Genomic DNA, 13400 nt, shown 5'->3' on the forward strand with positions numbered 1-13400 from the left:
CGTGTTGCAAGTTCCCTGTGTTTTCCTGCGGGCAGGCCGGAAGTCTTATGAAAATCATGAATTTACCGGGTGCGATCAGCGGCCGACGGCGCGCGGGTCGAGGGCGTCCTGCAGCCCGTCCCCCAGAAAGTTGAAGGCGATGACGGTGACGAAGATCAGCAGGCCCGGCCAGACCGCGAGCATAGGCGCGTCCCAGATCAGCTCCTGGGCGCCGGTCAACATGTTGCCCCAGGAGGGGATCGGCGGCTGAATCCCGAGGCCGAGGAAGCTGAGCACCGATTCCAGCAGGATGATGTTGCCGATCGAAAGGGTGGTCGCGACGATCACCGGCGAGATCACGTTGGGCAGGATGTGGACCAGCATGATCCGCAGGGGCCGGGCGCCGATCGCCCGGGCGGCGCGCACGAACTCCCGCTCGCGCAGGGACAGGGTGCTGCCGCGGACCAGGCGGGCGACCGTGGTCCAGCCGACCAGGGAGATCAGAATGATGATCCTGTAGAGGCTGACCTCCTCCGAGGTCGCCAGAGTCTCGGGCAGGCCGAGCTTGGTCAGGTCGACCGCCGCCAGGACGATCAGCAGGGGCAGCAGGGGCAGGGCGATGACCCCATCGGTCAGGCGCATCAGGACCGCGTCCAGGATCCCGCCGAAGTAGCCGGCCAGCAGGCCGATCACAGTGCCGATCACCGCGGCCAGGACCGCCGTCACCAGGCCGGCCAGGAGGGAGACCTGGCCGCCGTAGAGCAGGCGCAGCAACAGGTCGCGGCCGAGCTCGTCGGTGCCCAGGAGGTGTTCCGGCGAGGGCGGCTGCTTCTGCTTGAATAGGTCGACCGTCTCGGCGTCCAGGCCCAGCACCTGCTCGGCCAGGGGCGCGGCGAAGGTCGCCGCGATCAGCAGGGCCAGCAGGACCAGGCTGAAGACCGCCAAATGGTGCTCCAGGAAGCGGCGCCAGAGCAGCCGCCCGTAGGATAGCGCCGGCCCGGCCGCGAAGGCGGCCTCGGCGGCGAGGCGGGGGCCGGGCTCGGGCGCGACGCTCATAGGTAGGAGATCCTCGGGTCGAGCCAGGCATAGACCAGGTCGGCCAGGATGTTGGCCAGCAGGGTGGTCAGGGTGGCGAAGAGCAGTCCGACCAGGGCCAGGTTGTAGTCGTTGGTCTGGATCGCGTCGAAGATGGTCTTGCCCATGCCCAGCCAGCCGAACATGGTCTCGGTGATCAGGGCGCCGGAGAACAGGGCGCCGAAGTTGAGCGCCAGGATCGTGGTCACCGGGATCATGGCGTTGCGCAGGGCGTGGCCGGTGATCACCCCGGCCCGGCTGACCCCCTTGGCCCGGGCGGTGCGGATGTAGTCCTGGCGCAGCGCCTCGATGGTCGCGGCGCGCACGAAGCGGATGATGCCGCCGACCGTGACCAGGGCCAGGGCGGCGACCGGCAGGACCGCGTGGCGCAGGCGGTCGAGCGGGTCGTCGAGGTCGCCCATGCCGCCCGCCGGCAGCCATCTCAGCACCACGGCGAAGAGGATGATCATCAGGATCGCCAGCCAGAAGGGCGGGACCGAGATCCCGGCGAAGGCGAAGAGGTTGATCGAATGGTCGACGAGGCCGCGCGGCCGGCTGGCGGCGATCAGCCCGGCCGGCAGGGCGATGGCCAGGGCGAGCAGGAAGCTGAGACCCATCAGCACCCCGGTGTTGGCGAGCCGCGGCAGCAGGATGTCGAGCACCGGCGCCGCGAACTGCCGCGAATAGCCGAGGTCGCCGTCGGCGGCCTTTTCGAGCCAGGCCAGGTAGCGCTCGTGGATCGGCCGGTCGAGACCGTGCAGGGCGCGCAGCCGCTCGGCGTCGGCGCTGGTCAGGTTGGGGTCGGCCTGGATCATCAGGTCGATCGGATCGCCGGGCATCAGGCCGATCAGGCCGTAGATGACGAAGGACATCACAAGCAGGACGACGGCGGACTCGAGAAGGCGCTGGCCGATGTAAGAGATCATCGGAAACCCCGCGGCGTCAGCGTGCGCCGCGCCGCCACTCCTCGACCCAGAGCGTGGTCGTGTATTGATGGCCGGTCGGCCGCACGCCCTCCAGCCACTTGGGCAGGACATAGGTGTTGGCCCGCCAGTAGAGCGGCAGGACCGGCAGGTCCTCGGCGTAGATCTGCTGGATGCGGGCCCAGAGTTCCTTGCGCCTGTCGAAGTCCAGCTCGCGCTCGGTCCGGTCGATCAGGTCGTCCATCTCGGGGTTGCTGTAGGCGGTGTAGTTCTGGCCCGACCAGCCGTTGGCCTCGGTCGGGATCTCCTCGCTGTGCAGGGTCGAGCGCGGCACGTTCTCCGGGCTCGAGCTCCAGGCGAACATGGCCAGGGCCTTGTGCTTGCGCTGATCCAGGGTCTCGCCGAAGTAGACCCGCGCCGGCTCGTTGCGGATCCGCACGTCGATGCCGACCTGCTTCCACTGGTTCTGAAGCACCTGCTGGACCAGCTCCCGGGTCCGGTTGCCGGCGGTGGTCATGAACTCGAGGGTCAGAGGCTCGCCGGCGGCGTTGTGCCGGACCCCGTCCTGGAGCTCCTTCCAGCCCGCCTCGTCGAGCAGTGCCCTGGCCTGCGCCGGGTCGTGGGCGTAGCGCGGGATGTCGTCGCTGTAGACCTTGTCCAGGGGCGAGACCGAGGTGTCGGCCGGCGGCTGCTTGCCGCCGAAGAGCCGCTCGTTGAGCGCCTGGCGGTCGATGGCATGCAGCAGGGCGCGCCGCACCCGGACGTCCTGCAGCACCGGGTTCTCGAGCTGCAGGTCGATGTGCTCGTAGACCAGGCCCGGCTTGTAGATCACCTGGTAGTCGTCGCCATGGCGTTTCTCGAAAGCCAGGGCCTGGTCGATGGTCAGCCCGAGCTCGCCGGCGATCATGTCGATCGCGCCCGACAGCAGGTTGGCCTCCAGTGCGGGGGTGTTCTCGATTGCCCGGACCGTGATCCGGTCGAAGGCCGGCGCCTCGCCCCACCAGGTCGGATTGGGCTCAAGCGCGACGTGGGAGCCCTTCACGATCTCGACGATGCGGTAGGGCCCGAAGGCGAGCCCCGGGTTGGTCGGGTCGCTGTCGTAGGCCGTGCGGTTGCGGTACTCGGCCGGGGCGGCCTCGAAGATCGGCCGCTCGATGTGCGCCGGCACCAATCGGAAGTCGTTGATCGCGTTGTACTCGAAGGTCACGCGGTCGATGTGGAGGGTGAAGGTCTTGTCGTCGATGACGTCGACCGCGAGGATCCGCCGGTAGAGTTCGCTATTGGTGACGCCGCTCTCCAGGTTGCGGCCGATCTCCCAGGTGAAGACCACGTCCTTGGTCGTGACCGGCGTGCCGTCGCCCCAGGTCGCCTCGGGCTGCAGGGTATAGGTGAGCGCGATTCCCTCGCCGCCGTCGGCCAGCGGCTCCTTCTTCGCCAGGCCGTTCTCGATGGTCGGCAGCTCGGTGCAGAGCATGCAGATCAGCTGCCATTCCTGGTCGTAGACCGTGATCGGCCGGGCGGTCATCGCCAGGACGTAGGTCTTGGCCAGCATGGAATCGATGTTGGGGTGCAAGGTCGAGGGGAACTGGGTGAGGCCGATCTTGAGCTCGCCGCCGCCGCCGGCCTTGGCCGCCGGCGCGCCTGCGAGGGCGGTGGCGACGACGAGCAGCGCGCCCAGGAACGCGGACCCGGGGAACTTCGATCTGGCCAAGGTTTCGACCTCCTTCTGCGAGAGGATTGTGGGGACGCTAACCGCCGCTTGCCAGCTCCTCCGAGGTCTTGCCGCCGTGGGCGGCGGACCAGCCCTCGGGGTCCTCCAGGAAGGCCCGCACCTCGGCCACGCCTTTGGCGTCCAGATAGCCGCTGTCCTCGACCAGGGCGAGCGCGTCCCACCAGGTGCAGAGGCCGCGCAGGGTCACGCCCAGGTCGGCCAGCAGACCCGTGCTCTGGGGAAAGATCCCATAGTGGAAGATCACGAAGGTCTCGCTGATCTCGGCGCCGGCAGTCCGCAGAGCCTCGATGAAGTTGACCTTGGAGCCGCCGTCGGTTGCCAGGTCCTCGACCAGCAGGACCTTCGCACCCTCGTGGAAGGTCCCCTCGATCTGGGCGTTGCGCCCGAAGCCCTTGGGCTTCTTGCGGACGTAGATCATCGGCAGCCCCAGGCGCTCGGCGATCCAGGCGGCGAAGGGGATGCCGGCGGTCTCGCCCCCGGCGATCACCTCCGGCGGATCGGCCGCGGTGGCCTCGCGGATCAACTCGACGGCCATGTCCATCAGGCGGGCGCGGGCCTTGGGGAAGGAGATGATCCGCCGGCAGTCGACGTAGACCGGGCTGGCACGGCCCGAGGTGAAGACGAAGGGCTGGTCAGGTCGGAACAGGATGGCCTCGATGTCGAGCAGGGTCTGCGCGGCGGCGCGCGCCGTCTCGGGGCTCCCGGCCATGGCTTTTTCTTGGTCCTTCGAGATCTCTTCCTGCGCTCTTGTTTATCGGTATTCTCGGCCTTGGGCAACGCGGCAGGCGCCCGGGCGGCGGCGGGCCGGCGCTTTACAAGGCGGTTCGGGCCTGCCAAGTAGCCCGCCGTGAGCTTCTCAAGCGCGATCGGAACCATGGCCAAGGCCTTCGACCTCACGCTCTACCTGGTGATCGGCCCCGACGACGTCCCCGGGCGCGAAGTCGAGGCCGTGACCGCCGCGGCGGTGGCCGGCGGCGTGACCCTGGTCCAGCTGCGCGACAAGACCGCGCCCGACGCCGAGCTGGCGGCCCTGGCCCGGCGCCTCCAGGCCGTCCTGGCCCCCCGAGGGCTGCCGCTGATCGTCAACGACCGGATCGAGGTGGCCCGGGAGGTCGGCGCCGCCGGCGTCCATCTGGGGGTCGACGACCGTCCGGCCGCCGAGGCGCGCGCGGCCCTGGGTCCCGAGGCGATCGTCGGGGTCTCCGCCGGGACCTTCGAAGAGGCCGATCTGGTCGATCCGGCGGTGGTGGACTACGTTGGAAGCGGTGCCGTCTACGCCACGGCGACCAAGGCCGATGCCGGCGCGGCCATCGGCCTCGAGGGCCTCGACGCGCTGCGCGGCCGGCTAGCGCTGCCCATGGTGGCGATCGGTGGCATCGGCCTTGCGACCGCCGAAGCGGTCGCCGCGACCGGGGTCGAAGGCATCGCCGTGGTCTCGGCGATCTGCGGGGCCGCTGATCCGGAGGCGGCGGCCCGGGACCTGCGCGCGGCCGTTGAGCGGGGCCGCCGGGGCGGGCGCCGGGAGGAGGGGTCGGCTTAACCCTTCCTCCACGTCCGGCGGCGCAGGATGGGAGAGTAGCGCTGCAGACAGAGTCAGCTCCCATGGCGCGGCGTATCGCGCTTCCCCGTCGAACCACGCCCGGCCGGGTCTTCTTCGGCCTCCTCGTCGCCTGCGCCCTGCCCGGGGCCTTCCTCGGACTGGTCGGGGCCGCCGAGTCCGGACTGCTGCTCAGGCCCCACGAGGCCCTGCCCGGGATCGCGGCCTTCGCCTTGGTGTTCCTCTACTTTGCCCTGCCGGCCGCGGTCTGCCTGGGGCTGCCGCTGCTCTGGCTGCTGCGCCGCCTGGCCCGGGAGAGCTGGTGGGCCTTCGTCCTGGGCGGCGCCCTGACCGCGGTGCTCTGGGCCGCCCTGGTCCAGGCCCCGGCCGGGGGCACGGCGGCGAAGGACGCCGAGGCCGCGACCTGGCGCTTCCTGCTCGCCGTCGCCCTGCCCGGCGGCCTGGCCGGACTTGGCTTCTGGCTGACTGCCTACCTGCCGGGCGGCCGCCGGCCCCGCCGTGCGCGCCGTCAGACCAGCCTCGAGAGCGAGCCCCCGGCGCTCTAGTTGCCCAAAGTCCTCGCGATCTCGATTTCGAAGGCGCTGCCAGAGCCCACCAAGATCTGCAGGATGAGAACCCGCGCCTCGTTTGCGCCGGGCGGGCGGCCGCGCGGCATCCGCAGAATCAGGTCTTTGACGACGTGTTTCTCACCCGGCGCTAGGCCTACGGCGTAATCCACGCGAGGACCGCTTGCGGCCTGATGGCCGAAGGGCTCGCCCGTCGTCTTGTCGAGGTAGGCGGCGGAGAGGCGGAAGCCGGCGATTTCGAGGGTCTGGGGATAGTTGCGATTGGGCTCGAGGGCGACCGCTTCGATCTCCAGGACTTCGACATCTGCGCGCACGTCGAGCCGGCAATGGCCTCGGGCCCAGAGGCCCCAGTCGCTGCCGTAGCTGTTGATGTAAACCGGCTCTGCCGCCTCAGCCATGGAACCGGCGTGGTTTGTGGCGAGTCCCAGGATCAGCAGGAAGGCCGTAATCGCGGTTGTCGTTTTCACCTGGCGGGCCTCCCTCATTTCCGGCGGGCGCGATCAGCGGGCTGCAGTGACGGCCTTGCGACCTCGCCATGCCGCTTTGGAGCTCCCGGCCGCGGTCAGCAGGGCGCCTGCAAAGTAGATCAGGAGGCCGGTCAAAGTCGCGCGGGCGAAGTCCACGCGGCCCTCGACCATCTGGAAGCCGAACACGAGCACCGGCCCGAGCGAGGTCATGGCGCCGATGGTCAGCGCCGAGACGAGCGAAACCGCCTTTTGCATGGCGTAGATCGGCAAGGCCATGACGAGCAGTCCGAAGACGACTGCCAAGGCGACATCTTCGACCGGCACTGGGCCCTTGGCGTCGAGGCCGAGCGCGGTGCCGCCGACCGACAGCAAGATGTAGAGCGGAAAACGCAAACCGATCTGCGCCATGGGGCCGACCCCGCGGCGGTCAAGACGACCCGCATAGAGCAGCAACAGCGAGATCAGAGAACCGGACGCGATTGAGAGGGCTATGCCGGCAAGCGCGACGGAGGGACTGCCGCGCACGAAGCCGGACCAGCCCGCAAGGGTGCTGAAGATCAGAACAGCAAGCCCGAGCGCGATGATGACGAGCCCGGCCACCTCGAGCCGATTCCGCACCGAAGTGGCTCCAGGCATGCCGAGCCGAGCCGCGACGAGCGTGGTGAGCGGCACCGAACCGGAAAAGACGGCGAAGGCAACGGCAGGTTCGACGAGTTGGACCGCGAGGAGGTAGGCGATCCATCCGCCGGCGGCACAGATGTTGGCGAAGGCCAGAGCCGTCGGATCGGCAAGCGCCAGGGCGATTTCCTCTGGCCTTCGCAGCAAGGTCAGCCCGATCGCTCCGGCGGCGCAGATGCCAAACACCAGCGAGCCGATCAGGAAGGAATCCATTCGCTGCAACACGCCGCCGAAGTACACGGCCTGCACCGCTTCCAGGGTTACGAAGGCAAGGCACCACAGCAAGCCTTGGACACCGGCGTTCATCCCGGGGGCTCAGATGGACTTGCCGGCTGTGATCGGCCGGCGGGCGGGCGCAAGTCGCCGCATGGCGAGGACGCCTGCCCCGGCAATCAGGATCATTCCAGAGACCGTTGCGACATCGGGACTCTCGGAGAAAAACAGGAAACCCCAGAAGGCCGCGAAGACCAGATAGGCGTAGTCGAAAGGCGCGATGATCGTCGGTGGGCCGGACTGGTAGGCCTTCGCGACGCCCGCGCTGACCGCGACGATGAGCAGGGCCATGAGCGTCATCAGCGCCCACTCTTGCGCCCCCATCGGCACCCAGTGCCCGAGCAGGAAGGGGTCGGCCGAGGCTTCTCCCGGACTCGGCCCCCAGAAGGCAAGCGCGCCGGTCGCGACGATTCCGGCCAGCAAGAAGGAAGCGTTCAAGACCAGGGAAAGCACCAGCGGCGCCGCACCGATGCACTTGCTGCGGGTGATGATCATGGCGAGGGCGTAGAGCACCGCCGAAAGGATGGGCAAGAGCATCGCAGGGGAGAAGGCGCTGGTGCCGGGCCTTAGCATCACCAAGACACCGACGAAACCGAGCACAAGGGACATGCCTCGCCAGAGCCCGACCGGCTCCCGGAGCAGAAGCGCGGAAAACAGCGCGATGAACAGCGGCCCGGTGTAGAGGGCGGCGGCGGCGACGGACAGGTTCAAGGCCGGCAGGGCCGCGTAGAAGGCAATCCACATCGATACCAGCAGGCCGCTGCGCAGGACCATCCAAGGCAGGGCTTTCTGTCCGATCACCCAAGGCCGACGGCAAAGGAGCAAGGGAATGATCGAAATCGGGACCGCCAAGATCGAGCGCGCCACGAAGATCTGCCACAGCGTCAACTCGGTGCTGACGTGCTTGACCAAGGCATCGCCGAGGGACATCAGCAACACCGATGCCAAGATCATGATGATCCCGAGAATTGTGTTTTCCCGATGTTGCCCGGTCGATTGTTCCATAGGTCCAGGCCGAAGCGGTTTGCCAAAATGATTTTGGGTAAAGTATTAGGCCGTGTTAAAGTCGATTTTCAAATGAGTTATGGATCAAAATACATTACTTGAGCTTATGAATAAGCTGGGCAAGAACCTGCCTCCCCTGGCCAGCCTCCTTCCCTTCGAGGCTGCTGCGCGGCTTGAGAGCTTCACGCGGGCCGCCGAGGAGTTGCACCTGACCCAGGCCGCCGTCAGCCGCCAGATCCGGGCCCTGGAGGAGGACCTGGGAGTCCGTCTCTTCGAGCGCCGCCATCGGGCCGTGTTCCTTACCGAAGCGGGCCGCGATCTCGGACGCAGCGTTACGGCGGGACTGGAGAGCATTGCCGCCCGAGCGACCGACCTGCGCAGCCTGCCGCGAAGCGGCGAGGTGGTCCTCTTCGCAGAGCTTTGCTATGCGTTCTACTGGGTGATGCCCCGCCTTTCCGACTTTCACCAACGCCAACCTCGGATCGATGTCCGGGTCACGGCGTCGACCATGCCTGTCGCCCAGTCGCATGAGGACTTCGACGTGGCACTGCAGACCTCCGGTCGGGCCAGCGGCACCCACGTCCGGGCCTTCACCGCCTCGGACGAGGTCTTCCCGGTGTGCAGCCCGAGCTATCTGGCGGGACGAAGAGCGCCGCTGTCTCTGGCCGATCTGCCGGACCACGCCTTGCTGCACCACAAGGTCGAGCCGCAGGATTGGCTGGAATGGGACGACTGGCTCGAGCGACTGGGCTTGACCCAGCGCGTCGGCCACAGAGGGGCGGTCTTCGACAGCTATCCGGTCTTGATCCAGGCTGCCGTGGAAGGTCACGGTATCGGCTTGGGATGGCGGCAAGCGGTGGAGAGGCTTCTGCAATCCGGCAGTCTGATTCGGCCTTTCGAGGAAAGCGTCGTGCTTGGGGAAGGCCTGTCGGTCTATCGGCGCGAAAGGGCCCGATCCCGCCCCGAGGCCGACGCCCTGCTGTCATGGCTCAGGGCCGAGCTGGTCTGAAGAGGTGCATCGGGTTCTATCCCCGGAGCCTTCGTCCCGGATCGGCTCGGCAAGGCGAGGCGTCCGACCGCGAGGCGTCGCCAGTCCCCGGCAAGGCCACCCGCTCTGCGGCAGGATTCCACGCTGCGCATACCGCTGGACCGGGTCTGCATCCGCTGGCTGTTAGAGGTACATCTCCTCGATGTCGACGGTGGATTCCCGGCCCAGGCGGTCGAAGTGCGCGGCCAGCCAGTCCTCGGTCCGGGCGCGCCCGATCTCGAAGAGGTGCTCGAGGAAGGCCCGGTCGGCGTTGAGCTTGCTCGAGACGCCGAGCTCGGCCATCACGTCCTCGGCGTGGATCACGTGCAGCAGCAGGCGCTTGAGGCGGCCGCCGTGGTCGAAGCCGTCGTCGATCAGGCGGGTGACGAAGTTGATCGCCCGCATCTCCCGCATCAGGCTGGCATTGAAGGTCAGGACGTTCAGACGGTCCATGATCTCCTGGGCGCTGGTCGGCACGCTGTCGCTGTTGATCGGGTTCAGCTGGACCAGCAGGATGTCGCGGCAGTCGGCGTGGTAGATCAGCGGGTAGATCGCCGGATTGCCCATGTAGCCGCCGTCCCAATAGGCCTCCTCGCCGATCTCCACCGCGTGATGCAGGAAAGGCAGGCAGGTCGAGGCGACGACCGCCTCCAGCTCCATCTCCGAGAGGTCGAAGACCTTGATCCGGCCGCGCTTGACGTTGGTCGCCGAGACGAAGAGCTTGACCGCCCGGCAGCCGCGCAGGACCTCGAAGTCGACCATCTCGCCCAGGATGGCGCGCAGCGGGTTCAGGTCGAAGACGTTGTACTGATAGGGCGAGAAGACCCGAGACATCATGTCCATCGCCCAGTAGCCGGGCGAGAAGTCCATGCGTCCGGGCCCCATCAGCCGGTCGAGGGCGCTGGGCTGAAGCGGCGATAGGGCGGCGATCTGCGAGACCCGCTCCCAGAAACGGCGCAGCATCTGCCGCGCCTCCGCACGGCCGCCGACGGTCAGGCCGTAAGCCATGACGGTGCCGTTGACGGCCCCGGCGCTGGTCCCCGTGATCGCCTCGATCTCGACCCGGTCGTCCTCCAGCAGGCGGTCCAGGACCCCCCAAGTGAAGGCACCGTGGGCGCCACCGCCCTGGAGGGCCAGGTTGATCCGCCGGACCTCGGCGCCGTGCGGCCAGGGATCTCCGCAGGGTCCGGATCGCGAGGTGTTGCGGGCGTTCTGCTCGGACATTGTCATTCCATTAAGACTCGACTAACAGCCCCATAGGTAAATTCTTTGCTATCATTACGAAACACGACTGTGGCGGTGCCGCGGGGCGAGGCGGCGCCTCCTGTGCTAAGCTAAGGCGTTCGAGGGTTAACAAGCCGCCAAAAGGCGCAAGCGGTCAAACGGTAGGGAATCGCTTCGTGAACGAGGTCCCACGCACAGCCGGCCTCACCCGGTTTCTGGGCCGTCCGGCGCAGCCCCTTCGGGTGCTGTCGATCGACGGCGGCGGGATTCGTGGCATCATTCCGGCCCTGGTCCTGGCCGACATCGAGCGGCGGGTCGGCAAGCCGGTGTCGGAGATCTTCGACCTCATCGTAGGAACCTCGATCGGCGGCCTGATCGGCCTGGCCCTGGTGACCCCCGACGCTGAGGGCAAGCCCAGGTTCTCGGCCCGCACCCTCTCCCGTCTGATCGAGAAGAACGCCGATCGGGTCTTCGAGCGCTCGCTCTGGCACAAGGTGACCGCAGTCGGAAATCTGGCCAACAGCAAGTACCCGGAAGAGGGCTTCAACCGGGTGCTGGCCGAGATGTTCGGCGAGACCAAGCTCTCGGAGGCCCTGACCAGCGTCATGGTGACCTCCTACGAGATCGAGCGGCGCATTCCTTTCTTCTTCCGCAGCCGCAACGCCCGGCTTCGGGAAGGCTACGACTTCCCCATGGCGCAGGTGGTGCGGGCGACGACGGCGGCACCGACCTACTTCGAGCCGGCCCACGTGCCCTCCGAGGACGGACACGACTACTTCGCCCTGGTCGACGGCGCGGTCTTCGCCTACAACCCGGCGCTCTGCGCCCTGATCGAGGCCCAGGAGATCGCGGAAGGCAACCGTGAGATCTTCATGGTCTCCCTCGGTGCCGGCGAGCTGACCCGGCGCCTGCCTTACGAGGAATGCCGCAACTGGGGCGCGGCGACCTGGGCCCAGCCGCTGTTCTCCCTGATGTGCGACGGCGTCGCCCATTCGGTCGACTACCAGATCCGGCATATCCTCCAGCAAGGAACCAACGGCCGACCCAACTATTTCCGTTTTCAGGTCCGGCTCGACGTCGGCAACGACGACATGGACGACATCAGCCGCTCCAACGTCCGGGTGCTGAAGCTGCTGGCCGAGGACATGATCCTCAAGAACCGCCGGACCCTGAAGGAGCTCTCGGGCTACCTCCTCGAGTGGAGCCGGGCCGCCTAGGTCGGGACGGGGTCGAGCCGAGGCCGTCCGAGACGGGTTTCGGTGCCGGCCCGAGGAGCTGGAGGTTGCTGCGCTGTCCGCAGCACGGCGTTTTTCCGTGAATCCCTACATCTGATGCGCGATCCGGATAGCCAAGCGGCCTCGTAATTGGCGAAACTTTCCCGAACGGTCCGCGCTATCCAAGTCGAAGAGGACTCATCCGGGCGGCGGGGTTAGGAGCGGCATTGGACTCTTCGGGGCTTCGGATCGTGTGGCTTTGGGCCAGGGCGGGTAGCGTTCGATGGGTTCACGGGGGAGTCCCAAGCGGTCGTCGTTTCGGCGGGCACCGGGTTGCCTGGACGCCAGGAGCGGCAAGGTCGGGCGGGCCGGGTCGCGGTCGACGTCCATAGACCAGGCTCAGCTCGCGAAGGTGGGCGACACCTCCGACGCACAAATCGTGCGGATCGATCTCTGCGCCGCGCTGACCGACCGGCAGGCCGCCCTTGAGCTGCCGAGGGATGCCGTCGAGGCCGAGGGGTTCTACCTTCTCGCCATCGACCTCGGTGGTCGAACCGAACCCGCCGCCGAGGGGCGGTCCGAGACCGCGGCTCCGGCAGCCGATCGTCTCGTTGATGGCGAGGGATCGGAGGCCGAGGGGCGTTGGATCTCTCTCAGGGTGAAACGCCGAGCGCTCGAATCCCGTCTCCAGGCCCTGACCCAGGTTCCGATCGTGGCGCCGCTCGTCTTCGAGCCGAACCTCATGCAGTCTTCGAAAGGCCGCACCCTGGTCGATGACCGGGTTCGGCGTCTCTTAAAACGCCTCAAAGTCGGCGGCGGCCTGGAGATCGTCGCAGGCCTGGAGGAAGCCCTGATGACATCCCTGCTCACTTGCTGCCGGCACAACTACAGCCTGCGCTTCGACGATCATGCTGCGGCGAGACTGCCGCGGCACGTCAAGTTGGTGGAAGACTACATCGTGAAGAACGCGGAGAAGCCGATCTCGATGAAGGACTTGGAGGGAGTCGCCGGGATCAGCGCCAGGTCGATACACCACGCCTTTCGGCGGTTCCGTGGTTATTCGCCCAAGGCCTTGCTGCAGGCGGTCCGCCTGGATCGAGCGCACCGGACCTTGCTGTCCGCAGACCCGCGCGAGCGTGTCATGACAATCGCCACGAGCTGCGGCTTCGCCCATCTCGGCCGCTTCAGCGCCGTCTACAAGAAGCGCTTCGGCGAGCTGCCGTCACAGACGCTCGGCCGCAAGTAGACCTGCCCGCTCGACTGGCCGAGAGGCACCGGGCGGCCTAGACTGCACCCGCAGCGCAGCGGGGAAGCCATGACCGATTCGGTATTGCTTCGGCGCGAGGGCGATGTCGCGACCATCGTCCTTAACCGGCCGGACAAGCGTAACGCCCTGACCTTGGAAATGTGGGAGCGCCTGGGCGCGCTGCTCGCCGAGCTCGATGCCGACGACGGCCTGCGCTGCCTGATCCTGCGCGGCGCCGGCGAGGCCGCCTTCGCCGCCGGGGCCGACATCGCCGAGTTCCCGGCGCTCCGGGCCTCGGCCGCCCAGGCCAAGGCCTATGCCGAGCGCATGGAGCCGGCCCTGCACGGCCTGAAGCATTGCCGGCACCCGAGCGTCGCCATGATCCTGGGGGCCTGCAGCGGCGGCGGCCTGGAACTGGCCGCGCTCTGCGACAT

General features: G+C 67.7%; 14 protein-coding genes. 6 read left to right on the forward strand and 8 right to left on the reverse strand.

The genetic code is table 11. The annotated features are described in order from the left end of the window. Positions 1–75 precede the first annotated feature (75 nt). From QNJ30_06400 to QNJ30_06415, 4 genes are read right to left on the reverse strand one after another with little or no spacing between them, the layout of a single operon-like run. The gene (locus tag QNJ30_06400) at positions 76–1035 is read right to left on the reverse strand and encodes an ABC transporter permease (GenBank protein MDJ0943074.1); all 960 of its coding nucleotides are present in this window, start codon (positions 1033–1035) and stop codon (positions 76–78) included. Continuing rightward, the gene (locus QNJ30_06405) at positions 1032–1979 is read right to left on the reverse strand and encodes an ABC transporter permease (GenBank protein ID MDJ0943075.1); all 948 of its coding nucleotides are present in this window, start codon (positions 1977–1979) and stop codon (positions 1032–1034) included. Before QNJ30_06405 ends, QNJ30_06400 begins: the two co-directional genes overlap by 4 nt. 16 nt (positions 1980–1995) lie before the next feature. Continuing rightward, positions 1996–3687, reverse strand: coding sequence for a peptide ABC transporter substrate-binding protein (locus tag QNJ30_06410; GenBank protein MDJ0943076.1), 1692 nt, complete (start codon positions 3685–3687; stop codon positions 1996–1998). Positions 3688–3724: 37 nt separating this feature from the next. After that, the gene (locus tag QNJ30_06415) at positions 3725–4417 is read right to left on the reverse strand and encodes an orotate phosphoribosyltransferase (GenBank protein ID MDJ0943077.1); all 693 of its coding nucleotides are present in this window, start codon (positions 4415–4417) and stop codon (positions 3725–3727) included. A 138-nt stretch (positions 4418–4555) separates the two neighbouring features. On the opposite strand from QNJ30_06415, the gene thiE reads away from it, so the two are divergent. After that, positions 4556–5248 carry a thiamine phosphate synthase gene (gene thiE / locus QNJ30_06420; protein ID MDJ0943078.1) on the forward strand — a complete coding sequence of 231 codons (693 nt, stop codon included), beginning with the start codon at positions 4556–4558 and terminating at the stop codon, positions 5246–5248. 62 nt (positions 5249–5310) lie between these two features. Further along, positions 5311–5811 (forward strand): hypothetical protein, encoded by a 501-nt coding sequence (locus tag QNJ30_06425; GenBank protein MDJ0943079.1) that lies wholly within the window; start codon positions 5311–5313, stop codon positions 5809–5811. Here QNJ30_06425 and QNJ30_06430 read toward each other — a convergent pair. From QNJ30_06430 to QNJ30_06440, 3 genes are read right to left on the reverse strand one after another with little or no spacing between them, the layout of a single operon-like run. After that, positions 5808–6299, reverse strand: coding sequence for a hypothetical protein (locus tag QNJ30_06430; GenBank protein ID MDJ0943080.1), 492 nt, complete (start codon positions 6297–6299; stop codon positions 5808–5810). The genes QNJ30_06425 and QNJ30_06430 overlap by 4 nt on opposite strands. 33 nt (positions 6300–6332) lie before the next feature. After that, a complete protein-coding gene (locus tag QNJ30_06435) occupies positions 6333–7283 on the reverse strand; it encodes a hypothetical protein (GenBank protein ID MDJ0943081.1) in 951 nt (316 codons plus the stop codon). Positions 7284–7292: 9 nt separating this feature from the next. After that, entirely contained in the window at positions 7293–8204 is a 912-nt protein-coding gene (locus QNJ30_06440) for a DMT family transporter (GenBank protein MDJ0943082.1), read from the reverse strand. Positions 8205–8361: 157 nt separating this feature from the next. Between QNJ30_06440 and QNJ30_06445 the strand changes: the two genes are divergently transcribed. Continuing rightward, entirely contained in the window at positions 8362–9264 is a 903-nt protein-coding gene (locus QNJ30_06445; protein MDJ0943083.1) for a LysR substrate-binding domain-containing protein, read from the forward strand. Between the two features lie 162 nt (positions 9265–9426). Here QNJ30_06445 and QNJ30_06450 read toward each other — a convergent pair whose 3' ends face one another. After that, a complete protein-coding gene (locus tag QNJ30_06450; GenBank protein ID MDJ0943084.1) occupies positions 9427–10506 on the reverse strand; it encodes a patatin-like phospholipase family protein in 1080 nt (359 codons plus the stop codon). A 176-nt stretch (positions 10507–10682) separates the two neighbouring features. Between QNJ30_06450 and QNJ30_06455 the strand changes: the two genes are divergently transcribed. From QNJ30_06455 to QNJ30_06465, 3 genes are all read left to right on the forward strand, one after another. After that, positions 10683–11723, forward strand: coding sequence for a patatin-like phospholipase family protein (locus tag QNJ30_06455; protein ID MDJ0943085.1), 1041 nt, complete (start codon positions 10683–10685; stop codon positions 11721–11723). A gap of 409 nt (positions 11724–12132) precedes the next feature. Beyond that, entirely contained in the window at positions 12133–12966 is an 834-nt protein-coding gene (locus QNJ30_06460; protein MDJ0943086.1) for a helix-turn-helix transcriptional regulator, read from the forward strand. 69 nt (positions 12967–13035) lie between these two features. Further along, a partial coding sequence (locus QNJ30_06465; GenBank protein ID MDJ0943087.1) for an enoyl-CoA hydratase/isomerase family protein occupies positions 13036–13400 on the forward strand: 365 nt, incomplete at its 3' end.

It is taken from the genome of Kiloniellales bacterium (assembly GCA_030066685.1).
Taxonomy (GTDB): domain Bacteria; phylum Pseudomonadota; class Alphaproteobacteria; order Kiloniellales; family JAKSBE01; genus JAKSBE01.